The sequence below is a fragment of the Pseudomonas sp. 10S4 genome, assembly GCF_034344865.1.
Taxonomy (GTDB): domain Bacteria; phylum Pseudomonadota; class Gammaproteobacteria; order Pseudomonadales; family Pseudomonadaceae; genus Aquipseudomonas.
Genome location: NZ_CP133774.1, coordinates 6,828,931 through 6,851,282 on the forward strand (window position 1 = coordinate 6,828,931; position 22,352 = coordinate 6,851,282).

The 22,352-nt window shown below is 61.1% G+C and carries 6 protein-coding genes and 1 pseudogene; 3 read left to right on the top strand and 4 right to left on the bottom strand.

The window, feature by feature from the left end:
• Positions 1-6 precede the first annotated feature (6 nt).
• Positions 7-4,150 (top strand): annotated as a pseudogene (locus RHM58_RS31945) (amino acid adenylation domain-containing protein).
• A 69-nt stretch (positions 4,151-4,219) separates the two neighbouring features.
• On the opposite strand, the gene RHM58_RS31950 reads toward RHM58_RS31945, so the two are convergent.
• Entirely contained in the window at positions 4,220-4,588 is a 369-nt protein-coding gene (locus tag RHM58_RS31950; RefSeq protein WP_322269170.1) for a DUF6124 family protein, read from the bottom strand.
• Positions 4,589-5,068: 480 nt separating this feature from the next.
• On the opposite strand from RHM58_RS31950, the gene RHM58_RS31955 reads away from it, so the two are divergent.
• Both RHM58_RS31955 and RHM58_RS31960 read left to right on the top strand, forming a co-directional pair.
• The gene (locus tag RHM58_RS31955) at positions 5,069-5,563 is read left to right on the top strand and encodes an antitoxin Xre/MbcA/ParS toxin-binding domain-containing protein (protein ID WP_201255719.1); all 495 of its coding nucleotides are present in this window, start codon (positions 5,069-5,071) and stop codon (positions 5,561-5,563) included.
• Complete coding sequence (locus RHM58_RS31960) at positions 5,560-6,048, top strand: RES family NAD+ phosphorylase (protein ID WP_322269171.1); 489 nt, start codon at positions 5,560-5,562, stop codon at positions 6,046-6,048. Before RHM58_RS31955 ends, RHM58_RS31960 begins: the two co-directional genes overlap by 4 nt.
• Positions 6,049-6,327: 279 nt before the next feature.
• On the opposite strand, the gene RHM58_RS31965 is transcribed toward RHM58_RS31960, so the two are convergent.
• The 3 genes from RHM58_RS31965 to RHM58_RS31975 form a co-directional block, all read right to left on the bottom strand.
• A complete protein-coding gene (locus RHM58_RS31965) occupies positions 6,328-8,811 on the bottom strand; it encodes a TonB-dependent siderophore receptor (protein ID WP_322269172.1) in 2,484 nt (827 codons plus the stop codon).
• 449 nt (positions 8,812-9,260) lie between these two features.
• Positions 9,261-12,476: a non-ribosomal peptide synthetase gene (locus tag RHM58_RS31970; protein WP_322269173.1), complete on the bottom strand. Its 3,216-nt coding sequence runs from the start codon at positions 12,474-12,476 to the stop codon at positions 9,261-9,263.
• Positions 12,473-22,345 carry an amino acid adenylation domain-containing protein gene (locus RHM58_RS31975; protein ID WP_416195284.1) on the bottom strand — a complete coding sequence of 3,291 codons (9,873 nt, stop codon included), beginning with the start codon at positions 22,343-22,345 and terminating at the stop codon, positions 12,473-12,475. The genes RHM58_RS31970 and RHM58_RS31975 overlap by 4 nt, the downstream gene beginning before the upstream one ends.
• Between the last annotated feature and the right edge of the window lie 7 nt (positions 22,346-22,352).

Genomic DNA, 22,352 nt, shown 5'->3' on the forward strand with positions numbered 1-22,352 from the left:
ACCTTCATGAACGAATTGCTTGATGATGATCTGCTGGCGCTGCTGATGTCCGATGCCGCAGACGATGAACCCTGCGCGATGACGCAGCGACTGGACCGGGCGCCGCTGTCGTTTGCCCAGCAACGCCTGTGGCTGGAGCAACAACGGGCGCCGGACAGCTCCGCCTATAACTTGCCTCGCGCGTTGCGCCTGACTGGCGAACTGAATATCGAAGCGTTGGAAGTGGCGCTGAATCGCGTGATTGATCGGCATGACATTCTGCGCACAGCTTTCACTGAGCTTGATGGCGTGCCGACGCAAGTGGTCGAGCGTCAGGCTCGGCTGACGTTGCATCGTCAGGACCTCACGGCGCTCGATATTCAGGCCCGTGCCGATGAACTGGCGCAGCGTATCCAGAGCCAGGCCACGCAAGCCTTCGACCTGAGCCAGGCACCGCTGATTCGCGCGACGCTGCTCAAGACCGACACGCGTGAATATGTGCTGCTGCTGAACATGCATCACATCGTTTCCGACGCCTGGTCCAACGGGATTCTCATGCAGGACCTGTCCCGCGCTTACGCCCAGGCCTGCGTCGGCGATGATTCAACCCTGCCGCCGCTGACAATGCAGTACGCCGACCACACCGATTGGCAGCGTGGCGAATACCTCGACAGTGCCGCGTGCACCCGCAGCGGCGAGTATTGGCGTGAATACCTGGGCAGCGAATTGCCGGTGCTCGAATTGCCTCAAGACATCGCCCGCGCCACCGGTCAGCAGCATTTGGCCGGCCGTTTTCAATGGACGCTCGAACCCGCACTCAGCCAAGTCTTCAACGCGTTCTGCCAACGACAGGGTTTGACCCCGTTTGTGGTCGCGCTGGGCGTCTGGCAGTTGCTGCTCGGGCGCTACAGCAATCAAAACGACTTCACCGTCGGCGTGCCCAACGCCAACCGCAATCGCGGCGAAACCCAGGAACTGGTCGGCTTCTTCGTCAGCAGCCAGGTCTACCGCGCGCGCCTCGATTCGACTCAACCGGTTGCTGATTTTCTCCAGGACCTGCGCGGGCAATCCCTCGCGGCGCTGGAGCATGCCGAGTACCCGCTGGAGCTGATGCTCGATCAACTGCAACGACCGGGCGCCCAGAGCGCCAATCCGTTGTTCCAGGTGCTGTTCAACTGGCGCACCGGCGGCACCGAGACGCAGCCCGTTGAATGGGACGGCTTGGCGCTGGAGTTTCTCGACGCCGGTGAGAACCAGGCGAAATTCGACCTGTCGCTGGACATCGACTATTCGCACCAAGGCCTGACCGGGACCTTCGAATTCAGCCGCGACCTCTACCATCCGGCGACCATCGAACGGATGGCCGGGCATTGGCAGAACCTGTTGCGCGGGATCATCCAGGCACCGGAGCGTAGCCTCGGCGAACTGCAACTGCTGAGCGCGGACGAACAGCAACTGACCTTGGCTGACTGGAATCGCCAGCCAACCGTGCTGCCGCGCAAACAGTGCCTACATCAGTTGATCGAGGCCCACGCCGAGCACTCCGGTGATGCCATCGCCCTGAGCTTCGGCGAGAAACACATGAGTTACGCCGAGCTCAATCGCCAGGCCAATCGGCTGGCGCATCAACTGATCGGCGAAGGTGTCGGGCCGGACGTTCTGGTCGGCATTGCCGTGGAGCGCACGCCGCAAATGATCGTCGGCCTGCTGGCGATCCTCAAGGCTGGCGGCGCCTACGTGCCGCTGGACCCGGTCTACCCCGCCGACCGTTTGGCCTACATGATCGAGGACAGCGGCGTCGCACTCGTCCTGACCCAGACGCACCTGCGCGAACAGTTGACGCTGCCGGCCGAGGTTCGTTGCCTGCTGCTTGAGCCATCGTCCACCGGCCCCGAGCACAACCCCGACGTCACAGTGCACCCGGACAACCTCGCCTATGTGATTTACACCTCGGGCTCCACCGGCAAACCGAAAGGCGCGCTGCTGCCCCATCACAACGTGGTGCGGCTGTTCCAGGCCACCGCCGGTTGGTTTGATTTCAATCACCGCGACGTCTGGAGCCTGTTCCACTCCTACGCCTTCGATTTCTCGGTGTGGGAGATTTTCGGCGCGCTGCTGCACGGCGGCCGGTTGGTCATCGTGCCGCACGCGGTCAGCCGCTCTCCGCAAGAGGTGTATGCGCTGCTGTGCGCGGAAAAAGTCAGCGTACTCAACCAGACGCCGTCAGCTTTCAAGCAGTTGATGCAGATCGCCTGCGAGCCGGGGCAACCGCTGACCCAACACCTGCGCTATGTGATTTTTGGCGGCGAAGCGATTGACGTGCAGAGCCTGCGCCCGTGGTTCGAACGCTTCGGTGATCGCGCGCCGCAACTGATCAACATGTACGGCATCACCGAAACCACCGTGCACGTGACCTACCGACCATTGTCGTTGAATGACCTGGATTCGAACGCCGCCAGCCCGTTGGGCGTGCCGATTGTCGACCTGTCGTGGTACGTGCTCGACCCGCACCTGAACCCGGTGCCCAAGGGTTGTGTCGGCGAGTTGTACGTTGGCCGCGCCGGTCTGGCGCGGGGTTACCTCAAACGCACCGACCTGACCGCGACCCGCTTCATTCCCGATCCGTTCGACCCGCTGCCCGGTGGGCGCCTGGTACCGCACCGGCGACCTCGCCCGTTATGGCGCCGACGGCAGCATCGAATACATGGGCCGAATCGACCATCAGGTGAAGATTCGCGGTTTCCGCATCGAGCTGGGGGAAATCCAGGCGCGCCTGCAAAGTTTGCCGGCGGTGCAAGACTGCGTGGTGCTGACCCACGAAGGCCCGAGCGGTCTGCAACTGGTCGGCTATGTGATCGCCATTGAAGAGGCCAACTCAGAATTGCGCGAAGAGTTGTTGGACGCACTGAAGTTGAAGTTGCCGGACTATATGGTCCCGGCGCACTTGCTGTTCATCGAGCACTTCCCGCTCAACGCCAACGGCAAACTCGACCGCAAAGCCTTGCCCGAGCCGGATGCCAGCCTGTGGCAGCAAACCTATGTGGCGCCGAGCAATCATCTGGAAGAAGCGCTAGCCGGGTTGTGGCAGCAAACCCTGGGACTGGAACGGGTCGGCGTCACCGACAACTTCTTTGAACTGGGCGGCCATTCGATTCTGGCGATTCAATTCATCTCGACCCTCAAGTCCCGGCTCAATATCGAACTGCGCCTGCAAGAACTGCTGGCCCAGCCGAGCATTGGCGAGTTGGCGGCGTTCATTTCGCGCAAGCACCATGATCAGACTCAGTGCGTGGTCGAACTCAACAGCGCACCGGCCGGCGCACCGACGTTGTTCTGCGTGCACCCGAGCGGCGGCATCGTGTTTTGTTACCAACCACTGGCGAAAAAACTCAAGGCGCATGCCGGGGTCAGCGGCGTGATGCATCGTGGGTTCGGCAAGCAGCACAACGACCGGCAAACCTGGGACGAGATGATTGACGACTACAGTCGCGAAATCATCAAGGCTCAACCTCAAGGGCCTTACCACTTGATGGGTTGGTCCCTGGGCGGCGCGATTGCGCTGGACATCACCGCGACCCTCGAAGGTCTAGGCCACGAAGTGCGCTTCCTCGGACTGGTCGACAGCACCATCCCGGAACACGCCTACCCCGCCGACATGCCGCGTTATCGACAACTGAACCCGCACGAAACCAGCGATGAAGCGTCGGAAGAAATCCTCGACGCCATTCACTACTTCGACCTGCTGTTCCCTACGCTCTCGGACCGCACCGCGGCTTACCTGAAAGACTCGCCACAGAGTTCGGCCAAGGACTTCTATGACTGGGCTGCCGACCAGGTGGAACCGGGCCAGGGCGATTTGTTGGAGATCGTGCAGAACGTCAAAAATGAAATCATGAACGCCCAAGCGTTCTCGGTGCACGATCGATTGGTGGAGGCGTTTGCGGCGTTTACGTTCAAACCGGTCAACGTCAAGCCGAGTTGCTGGTGGGCGCTGCCGGAAAAAACCGAGCAGGAACGGGCGTTCGGCGAAGCGTTGATCAAGGGCTACAGCCGCTCGGGGGAATTGAACTGTTCGGTTTGCTCGCCGCTGCTGCACCGCAGCATGATCTTCGAAGATGAAATGATCGACTCGTTGATCGAGACCTTCCTGGCCAGCACCCTCCTGCGCTGACCTGCCTCGCGTGATTGCAACCCGCCGCAGCGCTACGGCGGGTTGCCCTTTCATTCACGCACCTGGCGGCTATCCAGGCTTGTGGTTATCCAGTACCCGATTGACCGCCATCTCACCCATCAGGAGCGAACGATGCAACACCAGCATCGTATGGCGTCGCGGTCCGTCCGTCAGCTCGACGAGATCGTTGACCATCTTGCGGGCCGTTGATAACGATTCGTAGACCTCGACCAGCAACGTTTCGTCATCCACCGCTGCCTCGATGGTGAAGAAGGTGCCGGAACTGCGGGGCGGTATCTGCGTTTTCGTCGCCCCGGGTTTGAGGTAATAGCTGAGCGCGCGGTCGGCCGCTTCTTTCATTTTCTTGGGATCAAGTTCAAAAGCGGCGTCGCAGGGTACTGGACCCGTATTCGGGGGATTGGGTGTGACTTTGAACATAGATGAAACTCCATCGCAAATTTTAAGGAGCCATCACCTTCGCTACCAAACGAATAGGTGGCGGCCATGCATGGGTTGGTAGACCGGTCGCGATAGAAAACCCGGCGCTCACAAAGGAGCCCCACGCATGACCACCATATAGAGCATGTCCTAACAACAGGGCTGCATAAGGTGTTGCCATACGACTATCACGACGGGCTACCAAACCCGATCACTGTTTTGCAGTGACCAGCAAACGATATAGCCCACCCCACAGCCGCACAAGCCGGCGGATTCTGGCGTACGCGTAGGCAACGGCGCAAGGCGTTGTAGCCGTTTATGACGTAACACTGAGTGTCTTTAAACACGCGCCATTCAACGCGTGAACCCACATCAAGAATTTCAGGAATTCTCTGACAGCATTCAGGGAAAAACCCACTTGCCCAACCCGCGACATTTGGCGCTATCATTGCGTCAAATGTCGTATTGGAGGGCATTGGTATGTCCGCAGCGAATCAGGTAGAAGAACGAGCAGCTAAATACATAGGAGCGAGCACAAAAAAGGTCAGCCGAAAGCCGACTGAGGTGCTGTTACATGGCCGCAGAGGTGACACGCTTATGTTGATCATCCAATACACGCAGGAGGGCTTTGACCTGAGTGATGTCCAGGACATGCTTTCCACGTCAACGCTGTACATGGAGCACAACCTTGTTCAGCGCATCACCGGCAAGTCCATCAGGACTGTCCAACGCCTGGTGAAAGAAACCAAGCCGGTGCGTCTGAACCAGCAGCAGAGCACGGTTGCCTTTCAGTATGCGCAAACCCTGGAGCACGCAACCAACGTATTTGGCGACCAGCAGTTGGCTGAGGACTGGCTGAAGAAACCCTGTAAGTACCTGGACGATCATGTCCCGCTGGAGCTGATCGACAACTCGCTCGGTTTCCAGGTGGTAGAGGATTACCTGACCCGGATTGAACACGGGGTCTATCAATGAATCCTTTACCCTGGGACGGGAAGTGGCACGCTTGGCGTCTGGATCGCGAGGTTTACAAGGACACATGGGACAGTGGTGTTGGTGCACAAAGAACCGGTGGTCGATGGAACCCTCCCGGCCGCCGGGTTATTTACGCCTCGGCCGATCCCTCGACTGCCATTCTGGAAGTCGCAGTCCATGCGGGCTTCGATACCCTTGACAGGGTGCCTCACGTACTGACGTGCTTCGAAGTGCTGGACCCGAACATCATCAAGATTGTTCAGCCCGACGATGTACCGAACCCGAACTGGCTGGTCCCGTCCCTGCCCTCGCCCAATCAGCAGCAATTTGCTGATGAGTTACTGGCCGAGCATCCTTTTGTGCTGATCCCTTCCGCGGTGACCCGCCATTCATGGAATTTGCTGGTGAGCTGCGACTTGGCCGGGGATCAATTCAAGCTTGTCTCGCAGGAGCGCTTTGGGTTGGATACGCGGTTGGTCAAGTAAGCGATCAGGCTATGGGCCCGTTAAAAATAGCGCGCTGCGAACGCAGACCTTGTGGCGAGGGAGCTTGCTCCCGTTGGGTCGCGAAGCGGCCCCTGCATTCTTCCAGGCACACCGAGTCGCCTGGATTTACGACTGCTTCGCAGCCGAACGGGAGCAAGCTCCCTCGCCACAGGTCAGCGTCACGCCTGAATGAGTGACATTGGGCGACATTTTTTCAGGCCATAAAAAACCCGACCCGCAATCTGCGGGTCGGGCTCGTTACCACTTACACAGCGCTTATCAGAACTGCGGCTTGTACGTCACGCTGAACATCATGTTGCGCGGGTCGCCGTAGTAGTTGTTGGCGCCGATCTGACTGTAGGACGGGATGAAGTACTTCTTGTCGAAGATGTTGTTGAAGTTCACCGCCAGGTTCACTTCGTCGTTCAGGTCGTAGCCGACGCGGGAGGCCCAAATGGCGAAGCCCGGTTGGTTGAAGTTGCGGTCGAAGCTGATGGTGCTGGTCTGAGCGTTGACGCCGCCACCGACGCTGACTTTGTGGAAGTCACCCGGCAAGCGGTAGTCGGCCCACAGGCGCGCCATGTGTTTCGGGGTCCAGGTGCTGAAGACTTTGCCTTTGAGGTCGGTGTCTTCCAGGAACTTGGTGGTGTTGTAGGTGTAGCTGCCAGACAGTTGCAAGCCTGGCGCCACTTCACCGCCGACTTCCGCTTCGAAGCCCTGGCTGCGGACCTTGCCCGATGCCTTGGAGCAGTACCAGCCGCCGCAGGCTTCGCTGCTTTCGATGTCGGTGCTCAGGTCGGTGACCGCGCGGTTTTTCTGCTCGGCACGGAAGATCGCGAACGAGGTGTTGAGCTGGCCATCCATCAACTCGCCTTTGAGGCCGAGTTCATAGTTGTGGCCTTCGATCGGCTTGAGTACCACGTGTTGCTTGTCCATATCCGTTTGCGGGATGTAGACGTCGGCGTAGCTGCCGTAGGCCGACCACTGTTCGTTCAGCGCATACACCAGGCCGGCGTATGGGGTGATCTTGCCGTTGTGCCGGGTGGTGCTGTTGACCGCGGCGGTCGGGTCCACGACGCGGGCAAAGGAGTTTTCGGCGTCGTACTCGTATTGATACCAGGTCGACCGCGCGCCCAGCGTCAGGGTCAGCGGGTCGGCTAGTTTGACGCGCCAGGTGCCGTAGAGGCCTTTCTGGCGCACGTCATAGGTACTGGTCGTCAGATTGGCGACGTCGGCAATCGAGTTGAAGCTTTGTTGCGGCCGATGGTGGTCGATGTCGTCGATATCAACGCCCGGCGTAAAGGCACGCGCGTATTGGTCGTCGGAGGTGTACTTGGAATAGTTGCCACCGAACATCACACTTTGCTTGAACGACAGCGCTTCGAAGTCGCCATTCACGTACACGTCAAAACCACGGTTCTTGTTGTAGAAGTCAGTGGAGTAATCGGCGTACTGCGGGCCGGTGGAGGTGCCCGGCGTCACGGCACCAGTGATGAACTGGTAGGTCGATTCGTTCGACTCGTTCATGGCCAGGGCGGTGGCCTTGATTTTCCAGTTGTCGTTGAAGTGATGCTCCAGGTCCAGGTAAACGGAGGTCTGGTTATTGAAGCCACGGTTCCAGCTCGAGCCGCCGTAGGCAGAACGCCCCAGGTTCAGCGCGGTGCCGTCAGCGTAGCGTGGCAGGCCGATCAGGTAAGGCGTGGAATGGCTGGTCTTGTTGCTGAAGCCGACGCCGAGCACGGTGTCCGGGCTCAAGTCGAAATCGAGGGCGCCGTAGACGGTTTGTTCCCAGTTCGACACGTAGTCGGTGAACGATTTACCGGTTTCGTAGTTGACCACCGCACGACCGCGGATGGTGCCTTCATCGTTCAACGGGCCGCCGACATCGGCCTGGGACGCGTAACGGTCCCAGCTACCGGCCTTGGCGCTCAGGGTCACGGTCGGCACGTCTTGCGGACGCTTGCGCACCATGTTGATCGCGCCGCCAGGGCTGTTCGCGCCTTGCAGCAGGGCCGACGAACCACGGAGGATTTCCATGCGGTCGTAGATCGCCATGTTCTCGGTGATGTAGCTGCCCAGCGAGTACATGTTGCGCGGCACGGGCACGCCGTCGTACTGCAACGACTCGATATCAAAACCGCGGGCATAGATGAACATGCCCGGCCCCGGAGTCTTGATCGAACTCATGCCCGGCGTGGCTTCCAGCGCCTGGGTCAGGGTGGTGATGTTCTGGTCGTCCATGCGCTTGCGGGTCAGGACGCTGACCGACTGCGGGATGTCCTTGAGTTTCTGCTCACCTTTGCCAATGGTCACGGCACCGGTGGTGTAGGAATTGGTGCCTTCGGTGGTGGTGCCCAACTGTTGCGCGTTGATGGTCGTCGCGCCCAATTCCAGGCCTTCGGTCGAACTGCCGCGCACCAGCATCAGCGTGTTGCCTTCAAAGCTGTAGCGCACGCCCGTGCCCTTCAGCAGTTGGGTAATCGCCGCTTCGCTACTCAATTTGCCGCTGACACGGGTGCTGCGCAGGCCGGCCATATCGTCGGCGTTGTAGATCACCTGTTGATTGGTCTGCGCGCCAAACGCCTGCAGGGCCTGAGGCAAAGGCTGGGCCGCAATATTGAGGGTGAATTCTTCAGCGCACACCTGCGCGCTGAGCGGCAGCAGACAGGCCATGCTCAAACCGGCCAACGAGCGACGCGAGCGCAGGGTTCGGGCAATGACCAAGGCCTTGAACAGAGGTTTCAACTCATGAATTGCTGACATCGTGCTCTCTATTATTGGTTGAAGTGGATAAGACCAATGGGCCAGCGAGTGCCCTGACGCTGCCTGGACCTGTGAACCGCTTCGCTCCCGCAAAAGTCGGTGACCGGCCCCTCCCCGGGCTCGATCGTTGGTCCGGGCAGCGGTAAAAATTCTTCTACATCAAGGAAAAACCGAACCCAGTGGCTACCCTGCCCGGCTCTATTTGCCTGCTTACGTTAGTAAGACGCAGCACCGGACCAAAACCGGAATGAGTTTATTTATCATTAACGCCAAATCTCAAAAAAAGGCCGACGCTTTGGACATCGGCCTTTTTTCCGCGAATAACTTGAAAACGGTACAAATCCCCTGTGGGAGCGGGCTTGCTCGCGAAAGCGGTGTGTCAGGCAACAATGATTTGTCTGACACTCCCTCTTCGCGAGCAAGCCCGCTCCCACAGGACTAAACGGGTGTCAGCCGTTTTGTGCAGCCTTGGCGTTTTGCAGTTGCCGGGCCTTTTCGGTGAGCAAGGCTTTTTCTTCGGGGCTCATGTTGTCCAGGCGTAACCGCGCCTGAGCGATTCTCTCCAGTTGACCGGGACTGCTTTCCCCGGATCTCAACGCCACCGCCAGACCCGCCACGGTCGGGTGATCAAACACCACGCCCGGCTGGATTTCGCACTGCAACAGCTTGCGAATCCCGGCCACCAGTTTGATCACCAGCAAGGAATGGCCACCGGCAGCGAAAAAGTCGCGGTCGATACCCAGCCGTTCAACGCCGAGCAATTGCGCCATGCGTGCAGCCAGCAATTGCTCAAGGGCATCGCGGGGTGCCATGCCCTCGTCGTCAGTCTTGGCTGCCGCGAGTTGCTGCAAGGCTTTGCGGTCGACTTTGCCGTTGGCCAGTCGCGGGAAGCTGTCGAGCCATTGCAGGTGCTGCGGCAGCATCACGCTGGGCAGGCGTAAGGCCAGTTCGTCGCGAATCTCGTCGAGCACAGTGGCCGAAGGTGTTTGATGCGGGACGATGAACGCCAGCATCCCCTCTTGACCCGGCAACACCAGTGCCTGAGCAACTTGAGGCAAACGCAGCAATTCAGCCTCGACCTCGGCCAGTTCGATGCGGAAACCGCGCACCTTGATTTGCTGATCCCGACGACCGTGCAGTTGAATCGCCAGATCCGGACGATAGCGGGCCAGGTCGCCGGTTCGGTACAGCCGCTCTTCAGGGTTGAACGGGCTCTGGATAAACACCTGAGAATCGGCTTCGACATTGACGTAGCCACGGCACACCTGCGCGCCACCGAGGTACAACTCGCCCAGCACGCCGACCGGCGCCAGTTGCAGGTTGTCGTCGAGGACAAACACCTGATTGTTGCCCAGCACTTGGCTCAGAACGGCGGCATCCGGCACCTCGGTATTCAGCGACAACGGATGAACCAGCACGCCCACCGTAGCCTCGGTCGGGCCGTAGTGGTTGAACACTCGGCAATCGCTGCGCAGGCGAGCGATGCGTTGTACCAGCGCCGGAGCAATCGGTTCGCCACCGAGAATCAGCGTGCGCGGCAGTTGCGCGCGCTCGCTTTCGAGCAACGCGGCGAGGTGCGACGGGACGATCTTCAGGCAATCAATCGCCCGCTGTTGCACGAAGTCGGCAAACAGGTTGCCATCCTGCATCTGCTCATCGCTGGCCACGTGCAGGGTCGCGCCGTTGAACAGTGCGCCGAACAGCGCGGTGTTGCCCAAGTCCGCCGCCACCGTGGAGGTGAAGCCGAACTGTTTGCACTGTTCCAGCGCCAAGGCCTGGCTGACGTGGGCGGTGTAGTTGAGCAATTGGCCGTGCTCGATCACTACGCCTTTCGGCACACCGGTCGAACCGGAGGTGAACAGCACGTAGGCGGCGTCTCCACCCTGCGTAGCGAGTTCGATGGCCGACCCGGCAGCCGGGGCCGATTGCAGCACTCGCTCCACCGTCGCCAAGGGCAACGGATGATCGTGCCATTGAGCGATGTTCCGGGCGTCGACCAGCAGCAACGCGGCGCCGGCCTGTTCCAGCATCAACGCCTGACGGGCCTGCGGCCATTGCGCATCCAGCGGAAGATACGCTGCACCGATCCGCCAGGCTGCCAGCATCGCGACCACCAGGTCCGCCGAGCGCGGCAAGGCCAGCGCGACAACCGCGCCTGCGGCCAGGCCTTGGGCTTTCAGTGCCTGGGCCAACGCCTCGACGTTCGCCTGCAACTGCCCGTAGCTCAGGCGTTGATCGCCGTCGGTCAGGGCGATGGCATCCGGCGTGGTCCGGGCCCAATCGGCAATCCGTTGCGGCAGGAACCAGCCATCGACCAATACTTGCGCTGGCGGGTTGATTGCCAGCAGACGCTGCAGTTCCGCGGCACCCAGCAAGCTCAATTGGCCGAGTTCGGCGTGAGGATTGGTGACGATGTTTTCGAGCAAGACGCGCAACTGCGCCAGCAACCCTTCAATCGCCTGAACTGAGTAACGGGACGCTGCGTAGTGCAGATGGAACGCCTGCGGGTTGCCCGATTCGTCCGTTTCCAGTTCAAGCATCAGCTCAAACAGCGCTTCCCGCGCCAGCGGACGCGCAACCGGCGTCCATTGCAGATTCGCGGATGTCTCGACCTGCGTCGCCCGGCGGACGGCAAAACCGTAGGCCGGGCGAGCGGCCGCCGGAGCCAGTTCAGGCGACCAGTATTCCTGCCAGGTACGGTGTTCATCCAGACGCGCCGTCAGCTCAACCGCCCACGAACTGAACGTGGTATTCGCCGGCAGCGAAAGGTTCAGCGGCAGGGTTTTCTCGAACACGCCCAAGGCGTCGCCGAAGTATTCGTAATCGTCGCGGCTGTCATGCCGCACGCCGACCAGCACCTGCTCGTGTCCGCTCAGTCGCCCAAGCAGCAACCACCAGGCGGCTTGCAGCACTACGCTCGGCGGTTGTTCCAGAGCACTGGCCAACCGCTGCAAACCGGGTTCGACGCAAACCGTCAGCGAGGCCGTGGCCGACGACGCAGGATTCGCGTTGCGATAAACCAGCCACGGCGTGCTCAGCTCAGCCTCAGCCCCTTGCAGATGTTGCTGCCAGTAGGCGCGAGCGCTGGCCGCGTCTTCGTCGAGCACCACTTCACTGCGCCATTCCAGGTACTGGGTGAATTCACCGGGCTCTTCATCGTCCGCCGTCGCCTGCAGCTCGTAGGCGCTCGGTAATTGCTGAAACAGCAACCGCACGGCGCTTTCGTCGAGGCTGTGCCGGGCCAGGCCCAACACCAGTTTCCAGCGCTCGTCGGCCAGGCGATAAAGCACCGCTTGCGCGCCCTCGGACTCAGCGATATCGAAAGAACGTTCCGCCCATTCGGTGAGTTGCGCCTGAATATCGGCCGGCGTTTCGACCCGAGTCTGCACGGTCAGCGGGAAGCGCTCGGCGCCCCCGACGAACTGTCGAAGGCCATGAAAACCCGCCGCCTTACCGAGTCGCGCCACCAGCATCGGCTGCTGCGCCAGCAAGGTATCGAGCGCCAGTTGCACCCGCTGCGGATCGAGGGCGCCGCTGATCTCGACCTCGAGAAAACGCAGCGCATCCGCGCAGGCCGGGGCCTTGGGCAGTTGTTCAATCAACAACTGCTGCTCGGGCGTCAAGGCGTAACCCAGGTCCTGCTGGTCCATCGATACCTCGTTCATGCTCCGGTTTCCTCGGTGTTCAGTGCGCGTTCAAGTGCACTGCGGTCGAACATGTCACCCATTGCCACGACAATTTTGCGTGGGCCTTCGAACGGATCACGGGCGTGGGCCACCAGCATGTTGTCCAGCAGGATGGCGTCGCCTTTTTGCCAGTCGAAGCGCACCGCGCATTCTTCGTACAAGTCGCCGATGCGTTGCATCACCTCGTCTTCGATCGGGGTGCCGTCGCCGTAAAACACATGGCGCGGCATGCGGTCCAGGCCAAACATCGACAGCAGGTCTTCGCGCACATCCGGCTCCAGCCAGTAGATGTGGTGCAGTTGCACTTGGTTGAAGAACGATTTGGCGCCGGTCACCGGGTGACGAATGATCGCCGGCCCTGGGGTGCGGGTTTGCAATTCGTTGTTGTCGAGCCAGCGCCATTCGATACCACCGGCGCGGCAACGGGCCTCGACTTCGGCGCGGTCTTTGGTCTTGAAGAAGTGCTGCCACGACACGTCGAGGTTGTCGGTGAAGGTGCGCACGTAGAGCAGGCCCTTTTCTTCGAACTTGTCACGCAGGTCCGCCGGCAGTTTTTCGTACATCAACCGGCAATCCACCACCGGCGTTGCCCCGCCGACTGGCGCGGCTTGCTCGCAATAGAACATCTGCTTGCGCGGCCAGCGGTCCTGATGGGAGCTCTCGTTGTGGAACAGGATCATCTTGCGTTCCGGGTACGGCGTGGAGCGGTAGGTGTTCTTGCCGCCCTCCTTCTTCGGCAGGTCGCCGTACTGACCGTAAAGTCCCGGCTGGATCGCTTCGGCGAAGGCCTCGAAACCCTGAATGCCGTCGAGCTCGAAACCGCGGAATAGAATCCCGGCATGGGTCGCCAGTTTTGCTTCGATCAGCGGCCGGTTGTGGTTGATCCACTCGATCAAGTCCAAGTGCGGCTCGTTCGGTTCCAGCAGCAGCGGGAACGGCTGTGGCGCGGCGATCAACGACTCGCGCATCGGCGCTGGCCGGGCCTTGGCCGCCGAGGCCACACCGCGTTTGAGGAACTTGCCGAGTTTGTCGGCCTTCGGTCCGGGGACGGCAGGCTTGGTGGCCACCGCTAAATTGTCGACTGGCATGCTGATAGCTCCCAATTGAATGTCCTGAACAGCGACGATCTGTTCCAACAGGGCTATCCAGGCCTTGACCAAGTGCTGAATGCGCTCGTGTCCGAACACGCTTGTGGCGAATTGCCAATTACCCAGCAATTGCCCTTCTTCATCGTCAACGAACAACGCCATGTCGAATTTAGAATGGGTGTCCAGCGCCGGCAGCGATTCGACGCTCAAACCGCCCATGGCCTGGGTGCGTCCCGGCAGGTTGTTCATCACGAACAATACCTGCACCAACGGGTTCATACCCTTGTGGCGCGGCACGCCCGAGGCGTCGACGATCATGTCGAACGGCAGGTCCTGATGCTCCATGGCACTGAGCAAGGTTTCCTGGGTCTGGGCGAGGAATTTGGCGAACGGCGTGCCGGCATCAAACTGCGAACGTAGCGGCAAGACGTTTACGAAGAAGCCGATCAAGCGCTCCAGTTCCGGCTGCTCACGCCCGGCTACGTCGGCACCGACCAGCACATCCGCACCGCCACTGACCTGATGCAACAACACCTGGAATGACGCCAGCAGCGTGCTGTACAGCGTGACGCCGGCGTCCCTGGACAGTTGACGCAACGCAGCGCTCAGCGTCGTGTCGAGCTGGAATTGCACCGCATCGCCCTCATAGGACGGCGTCAGGCCTCGTGGCTTATCCAACGGCAACGACAACTGCCCGTTGTAGCCGGCCAATCGCGTTTTCCAGTACTCGGCCTGGCGTGCCAGAACCCCTTGTTGCTCAAGCTCCTGCTGCCAAATCGCGAAGTCGGAATACTGCACCTCCAGCGCTGGCAGCGGGGTCAAATCACCGACCTTGCTGCGGTCGTAAATCTGCACCAGTTCGTTGACCAAAACGCCCATCGACCAGCCGTCGGAAATGATGTGGTGCATGGCGTAAAGCATCACGTGCTCGGTCGGCCCCAGGTGCAGGGTCCGGCCACGTAACAGCGGCGCGTGTTCCATATCAATCGGCGTCCGGGCGTTCTCCAGCGCCGCTTGCGCCACCCATTCTTCCTGGGCGCTGCGTGACAGGCCGGACAAATCGATCACCGGGAAATCCAGTTCGACCTGTTCGGCGATCATGGCAATCGGATCGCCTTCATCGTCCTGGGTATACGCGGTGCGCAGCACTTCGTGGCGGCGGACCACCTCGGCGAAGCTGCTGATCAAGCGCTCGACCGACAACTCACCGCGCAAACGCAGGGCCATCGGCATGCCATAAGCCGCCGTGCCGCCGGACAATTGCTCGGCGATCCACAAGCGCCGTTGCACCAGCGACAACGGTGCACTGTGCTGCGTGCCGTGGGCCTTGAGCACCACGCCATGGCCGCCAGACGCCGCTGTGCCTTGCTGCTGCGTCATCCATGCCGCCAGGTCCTTGAGGCGCGGATGGCTGAACAGATCACGCAGGCTCAGGGTGCACGCCGTGAGTTTGCGCAGACGCGAAACCACTTGAGTCGCGAGCAGCGAATGCCCGCCCAGTTCGAAGAAGTGATCGTCGCGGCCCACCTGATCCAGCTCCAGCACGTCCTGCCAAACCGCTGCAATTTGCTGTTCGAGTTCACCTTCAGGCGCGACAAAATCCAGCGCCGCGAGGCTAACATCGATGCTCGGCAAAGCCTTGCGATCGATCTTGCCGTTCGGGCTCAGCGGCAGGCGTTCGAGGAACATCACCTGGGTTGGCACCATGTAATTCGGCAAGGTCGCTTTCAGTCGCGCCTTGATATCATCGCGCAACGCCGCCAGCGTCGAGGCATCGGCGTTGGCTTGCGCCGGGTCGTCGAACACCACGTAGGCGACCAATTGCTGACCGATGGCGCCCGGTTGCGCGACCACCAGGGCCTGACGCACCGCAGGAATCTGCAACAGATGGGTTTCGATTTCACCGAGTTCGATGCGGAAACCGCGAATCTTCACTTGATGATCCAGACGCCCGACGTACTCAATCACCCCGTCGGCGCGGTAGCGCGCCAGGTCGCCGGTGCGGTACATGCGGCCACCGCCCAGTGGATCGAACGGATCAGGAATGAAGCGCTCGGCGGTCAATTCCGGACGCTGGAAGTAACCGCGAGCCAGCAGCTCACCGCCAATCACCAGTTCACCGACCACCCCGACCGGCGCCGGTTGGCCCTGGGTATCGAGCACATGAATTGCCCGGCCGCCCAACGCCTGGCCAATCGGCATGGTCACCGGCAACGCGCTGCGCCCCGACACGTAGTCGCTGCAATCGAGCACCGTGGCGCTGACCGTGGTTTCGGTCGGGCCGTAGGTGTTGAGCAAACGCACATGAGCCAGGCCAGCCTTGCCCCACGCGGCGACGCCTTCCGGCGGCATGGCTTCGCCACCGACGATCACCTGGCGCAACACGCCGTAGTCGCGATTGCCAGCGGCAGCAAAGTCCTTGGCCAACATGTTCCAGTAGGCGGTGGTCAGGTCGCTGACGCTGAATTGCTTGTCGAGCAATTCGCGATACCAGGTCTCGCTGTCCCAGATGTCCGGCCCGCGCAGCACCACCGAGGCACCGCAAATCAGCGCCGGGTAAAGCTGCTCGACAAAAGCATCGAAGTTGAACGTGGCAAATTGCAGCGAACGGTCCTGCGGTGTGAGACCGAGGAATTCCAGCGCAACCTGGGCGTGACGGGTCAGCGCCGAGTGGGTGATGCCGACGCCTTTCGGGCGCCCGGTGGAGCCCGAGGTGAACATCACATACGCAAGGTTCTGCGGGCCGCTGCGCTCGGGCAGGTTGTCGGTCTGAGTAGGGTAATCCAGCTGATCCAGGCTCAGGACCGTCACGCACGCCGCACGTGGCAATGCTGCCGCCAGATGGCTTTGGGTCAACAACACCCGCAGGCCACTGTCTTCGATCATCGCGCCGAGGCGCTCGGCCGGATATTCCGGGTCCAGCGGCACGTAGGCGCCGCCAGCCTTGAGCACCGCCAGCAGGCTGATGATCATCTGCGTCGAACGCTCGACCGCGATGCCGACCAAGGCCTCCGGGCCGACGCCGTGTTGCAACAGCACGCGAGCCAATTGGTTGGCCTGGGCATTGAGCTGCGCGTAGCTGAGGTGTTGCTCGTTGAAGATCAGCGCCAAGGCGTGCGGCGTGCGCTCGGCTTGCCGTTCAAACAAGCGCTGCACGCACACCTCATCCACCGGCAACACCAGCGGCTCGCGAACCGCTTTTGCGACCAACGCCAGATCGCCAACGCAACTGGCGGCCGGTGCCTCGACCATTTGCAACAGCAGGTGCGCAAGGTGCGCGGCCAGTTGTTCAATCGCAGCAAAATCGAACTGCTGACGGTCGTAACTCAGTTGCAGCGACAGCTCTTCACCCAGGTTGACCGCCAGGGTCAGCGGGTAGTTGGTCTGTTCGAAGTTGCCGACTTCACCGAAACGCAGCTCTTGGGTTGCGCCCTGTTGCAGGGCTTCGGAGATCGGGTAGTTCTCGAACACCAGGATGTTGTCGAACAGCGCTTCACCGCCCTGCCCGGCCCAACGCTGGATGTCGAACAGCGGCGTATGTTCCTGCTCGCGCAGTGCCAGGTTTTGCGCCTGCACTTGCTGCAACCACTGCGACAGCGGCTGCTCGGCACCCGGGCTGGCGATTACCGGCAAGGTGTTGATGAACAAACCGATCTGTTGCTCGACGCCCGCCAACTGCGCCGGACGCCCGGACACCGTAGCGCCGAAGCTGACCGTGTCGAGCCCGGTGTAGCGTTGCAACAGCAGCAGCCACGCGGCTTGCACCAGCGTGTTGAGGGTGACTTTCTGTTCCCGCGCAAACCCATTGAGCCCGGCAGTTTGCGTCAGGTCCAACTCCAGGAAGTGTTCGCCCTGAGTCGCGTTGCTTGCTTCGCTGCCGGTCCAGACCAGCGCTTTGGCCAGCCTTGTCGGTTCCTCAAAGGACGCCAATTGGCCTTTCCAGAAACCTTCGGTGACCTGCGCGTCCTGCTTCGCCAGCCACTCGATGTAGTCGCGATAACGCCCCGCCGTGTTCGACGGCAGCTCGCCGCTGTAGCGTTGCAGCACTTCGCCCAACAGCTGCGAGTTGCTCCAGCCGTCCATCAGGATGTGATGGCTGGTGTAGATCAGGTGATAACGCTCGGCGGCAATTTGCACCACGGTCAGGTTCAGCAACGGTGCGTTGGCAAGGTCAAAGCCCTGTTGGCGCTGGGTGGTCGCCAGTTCATTGAGTGCTTGGGCGACATCGCTGTGAGAGCGCCAATCGTGGAAAGTGAACGGCACGTTCAGTTGCTTGTGGATCACCTGCAACGGACGCTTGAATTCACCGTCCCAGACAAAACTGCTGCGCAGCACATCGTGGGCGTCCATCGCCGCTTGCCAGGCCTCGCGGAAGCGCTCGACATTGAGGCCTTCGATGTCCACGCACATCTGGTTGATGTAGTCGCCGCCCTGCTGCTCGTAGAGCGAATGGAACAGCATGCCTTGCTGCATCGGCGACAGCGGGTAGATGTCGGCAATCTGCTGCGGCGCCACCGGCACGCTGTCGAGTTGTACTTGAGTCAGGCCGGCCAGCGGGAAGTCCGACGGCGTCAGGCCCTGGACGCCCGGCGTCACGCAGTGAGCGATCAGCGCTGCCAGTTCTTTGGCGTAATCCTCGGCCAGGCGTTCAATGGTCGCGGTGTCGAAACGTTCGCTGCTGAAGGTCCAGCCGATCGTCAGTTGACCGCCATAAACCTGGCCATTGAGGGAAAGCCAGTTGCCCATCGGTGCATCGGGGCTTTGGTCCAGGCCGGAGCTCTCTGACGCAGGAGCAAACAGCGCCGCGTCGTCCTTGTCGAAGCTACCGTCGAACTGGCCGAGGTAGTTGAAGGTGATCCGTGGGCTTGGCAAGACGCGCAACGATTGCTGCGCTTGCTCATCGCCCAGATAACGCAAGGCGCCGAAGCCGATGCCTTTGTGCGGGATCGAACGCAGTTGTTCCTTGACCTGTTTGATCGAGTCGCTCAGTGCATCGGCCGGAGTCAGCCGGACCGGGAACAGGCTGGTGAACCAACCGACGGTGCGGGTCAGGTCAACGCCGTCGAACAGCTCTTCGCGGCCATGGCCTTCGAGTTGAATCAGCGTCGAGGCCAGGCCGGTCCAACGGACAATCACCCGCGCCAACGCGGTCAGCAACAGGTCGTTGACCTGAGTGCGATAGGCCGCCGGGGCTTCTTGCAGCAATTTCCGGGTCAGTTCCTGATTGAGCTGAGTGTGAACGTTGAGCGCCAGACGATTCTGCTGCCCGGCGTCCACGCGTTTGCACGGCAGATCGGTGCTGACATCGCTCAAACAGGCTTGCCAGTACGTCAGTTCCTGCTGCAACGCCGGGCTGTGGGCGTAACGCTGCAAGTGCTGACTCCAGTCCTTGAAGGCACTGGTCTTGGCCGGCAGGCTCAGGGCCTTGCCGTCCTGTAATTGCTGGTAAGCGTTCTGCAGGTCTTCGAGCAGAGTCCGCCACGACACGCCGTCCACCGCCAGGTGATGGATCACCAGCAGCAACCGCTGGCTGCCATCGTTCATCGTCGCCAGCACACCGCGCAACAGCGGGCCGTCTTGCAGGTTCAGGCTGCGTTGGGCCTGATTGGCCAGGACTTCCAGTGCCTCGGCGTCGGCCACGTCGGTGGTCCAGAGCAGGCTGTTTTGCGCCAGGACATCGCGGTGATTGGCCTGCCAACCTTCCGAAGTTTCGGAAAAGGACAAACGCAATGCATCGTGATGCAGCACCAACGCCTGCAACGCCTGTTCAACCAGTGCCGGTTGCATCGGGCGGGCCGCTTTCAGCAGCACCGATTGGTTGTAGTGATGACGCTCGGGGATCGCATCGGTGAAGAACGCTTGCTGGATCGGCAACAACAGCGCCGGGCCTTGAACCGGGGTTTGGTCGATGATCAGCCCTTCGCCGCCGACTTGGGCCACGGTCGCCAATGCCTGGACGGTCTGGTGCTGGAACAGATCTTTCGGGCTGAATCGAATCCCGGCCTGCCGCGCGCGGCTGACCACCTGGATGGAGATGATCGAGTCGCCGCCCAGCTCGAAGAAGTTGTCGGTCAGGCCCACGCGCTCCAGTTTCAGCACGTCCTGCCAGATTGCGGCGATCTGTTGTTCCAGTTCGCTTTGCGGGGCGACGTAGTCTTGCTGCACTTGGCTTACGTCGGGTTGCGGCAGGGCCTTGCGGTCGAGTTTTCCGTTGGCGGTCAGTGGCCAATGGTCGAGGAACAGCAGGTGCGTTGGCACCATGTAATCCGGCAGGTCGGCCTTGAGTTGGGTCTTGAGGTTGTCGCGCAGGGTCGCTTCGTTGTCGGTGGTTTGATGCGTGATCACGTAGCCGACCAGTTGCTGGCCGCTCGGGCCTTCCTGGGCCAGCACCACGGCTTCGCGCACGGCATCCAACATATTCAGTCGTGCTTCGATTTCGCCGAGTTCGATGCGGAAACCACGGATTTTTACCTGGTGGTCGATACGACCGACGTATTCGATCACGCCGTCGTTGCGGTACTGCGCCAGGTCGCCGGTGCGGTACAACCGCGCCCCGCTCTCGCCGAACGGATCGGGGATAAAGCGCAGCGCGGTCAGGTCGCCGCGATTGAGGTAACCGCGAGCCAGGCCGGCGCGGCCGACGTATAACTCGCCGATGCAGCCTTTCGGTACCGGGTTCAGGTCGCCGTCGAGCAAGTACCAGGACAGGTCGGTAATGGGCTCGCCGATTGGGCTGCTGGCTTCCAGTTCCAGATCGACCAGGGACAGTGGACGGTAAGTCACGTGCACCGTGGTTTCGGTGATGCCGTACATGTTGATCAGTTGCGGGGCTTGATCGCCGAAGCGTTCGAACCATGGACGCAGGGATTTCACGTCCAACGCTTCACCGCCAAACACCACGTAGCGCAATGCGTTGGCGCGTTGATCGGCGCAAGCGACGTGCATCAATTGCTTGAACGCCGACGGCGTCTGGTTCAACACCGTGACCCCGGCGTCGCATAGCAGCGCGTGGAAGTCTTGCGGGGAACGGCTGACGTCGTAGGGCACGATCAGCAGTTCGCCACCGTGCAGCAGCGCGCCGAAAATCTCCCACACGGAGAAGTCGAAAGCGTAGGAATGGAACAGGCTCCAGACGTCTTGCGGGCCGAACCCGAACCATGGCTCGGTGGCTTCGAACAGACGCAGGATGTTGTGGTGCGGCAGCAACGTGCCTTTCGGTTTACCGGTGGAGCCGGAGGTGTAGATCACGTAAGCGAGGTTCGACGAGTGCATCGACACGTGCGGATCGCTGTCGGCGTTACCGCTGACATCGGTCTCCAGCATCAACGCTTGAACACTCGACGGCACCGGCAATTGGCTTAACAACGACGCCTGAGTCAGCAGCAGTTGAATGCCGCTGTCCTCGATCATGTAGGCCAGACGATCCTGCGGATAGGTCGGGTCCAGCGGCACGTAGGCGCCGCCAGCCTTGAGGATCGCCAACAGGCCGACCACCATTACCAGACCACGCTCGGCGGCCAAACCGACCAGCACATCCGGACCAACGCCCTGCTCGATCAACTGATGAGCCAACCGGTTGGCACGGCTGTTGAGCTGCGCGTAAGTGAGGGTTTGCTGGTTGAACCGCACGGCAACTGCATCAGGACTACGGCGCGCCTGCTCGGCAATCAACTGATGCGCGCACGCCTCGTTCGGGAACGCCTGAGTCGACGGATTCCAGTCTTTGAGAATCGCCTGCTGCTCAGCCGAGTCGAGCAACGGCAATTCGCCGATGCGCTGTTGCGGGTTGGCGACGATGCCTTGCAGCAGGTTCAGCCAATGCGCAGCCATGCGCTGCACGGTAGAGGCGTCAAACAGGTCGGTGGCATAAGTCAGTGCAGCAGTGATTTCACCGTCGGCTTCCAGAGTGTCCAGCGTCAGATCGAACTGCGCGGTGTGGCTGTCCCAATCCTGCGTTTCGATGGTCAGTCCGGACAATGACGGCACAGCCTGACGCCCGGCGTTCTGGTGGTTATATAACACCTGGAACAGCGGGCTATGACTCAAGTTACGCTCAGGGCGCAGCGCTTCGACCAGTTGTTCAAACGGCAGATCCTGGTGCGCCTCGGCGCCCAAGGCTGCGTGTTTGACCTCAGCCAGCAACTCGCTGAAGCGCTGCTGCGGATTGACCTCGGCCTTGAGCACCTGAGTGTTGACGAAGAAGCCAATCAACCCTTCAGTCTCGACCCGGTTACGGTTGGCAATCGGCACGCCAACGCGAATGTCCGACTGACCACTGTAGCGATGCAGCAAGGTCTGGAACGACGCCAGCAGCAGCATGAACAACGTGCCGCCTTCGCGCTGGGCCAGCTGCAGCAACTGCTTGCCCAACGCCGGCGGCAGGTCGATGGCCAGGCGTGCGCCGGCAAAACTCTGTTGCGCCGGACGCGGACGGTCGGAGGGCAATTCCAGCAGCGGCTGGTCACCGTCGAGCACACCGGTCCAGTACGCCAGTTGCCGCTCGCGCTCGCCGGCCTCCATCCACTGACGCTGCCACACGGCGTAGTCGGCGTATTGAATGGGCAACGCCGCCAGCTCAACCTCACGACCTTCGCTGTAATCGGCATAACGCTGAATCAGTTCCTGCACCAGCAACTGCATCGACCAGCCATCGGAAACGATGTGGTGCTGAGTCAGCACCAGCACATGTTCGTCAGCGGCGATGCGCAGCAGGCCAACCCGCAGCAGTGGGCCATTTTTCAGGTCGAACGGCTGTTGCATCTGCCGT

Coding starts and splice junctions, on each gene's coding strand:
- RHM58_RS31960 (WP_322269171.1), top strand. CDS start 5,560: ATGAATCCTTTACCCTGGGACGGGAAGTGGCACGCTTGGCGTCTGGAT.
- RHM58_RS31955 (WP_201255719.1), top strand. CDS start 5,069: ATGTCCGCAGCGAATCAGGTAGAAGAACGAGCAGCTAAATACATAGGA.
- RHM58_RS31950 (WP_322269170.1), bottom strand. CDS start 4,588: ATGTTCAAAGTCACACCCAATCCCCCGAATACGGGTCCAGTACCCTGC.
- RHM58_RS31965 (WP_322269172.1), bottom strand. CDS start 8,811: ATGTCAGCAATTCATGAGTTGAAACCTCTGTTCAAGGCCTTGGTCATT.
- RHM58_RS31975 (WP_416195284.1), bottom strand. CDS start 22,345: ATGCAACAGCCGTTCGACCTGAAAAATGGCCCACTGCTGCGGGTTGGC.
- RHM58_RS31970 (WP_322269173.1), bottom strand. CDS start 12,476: ATGAACGAGGTATCGATGGACCAGCAGGACCTGGGTTACGCCTTGACG.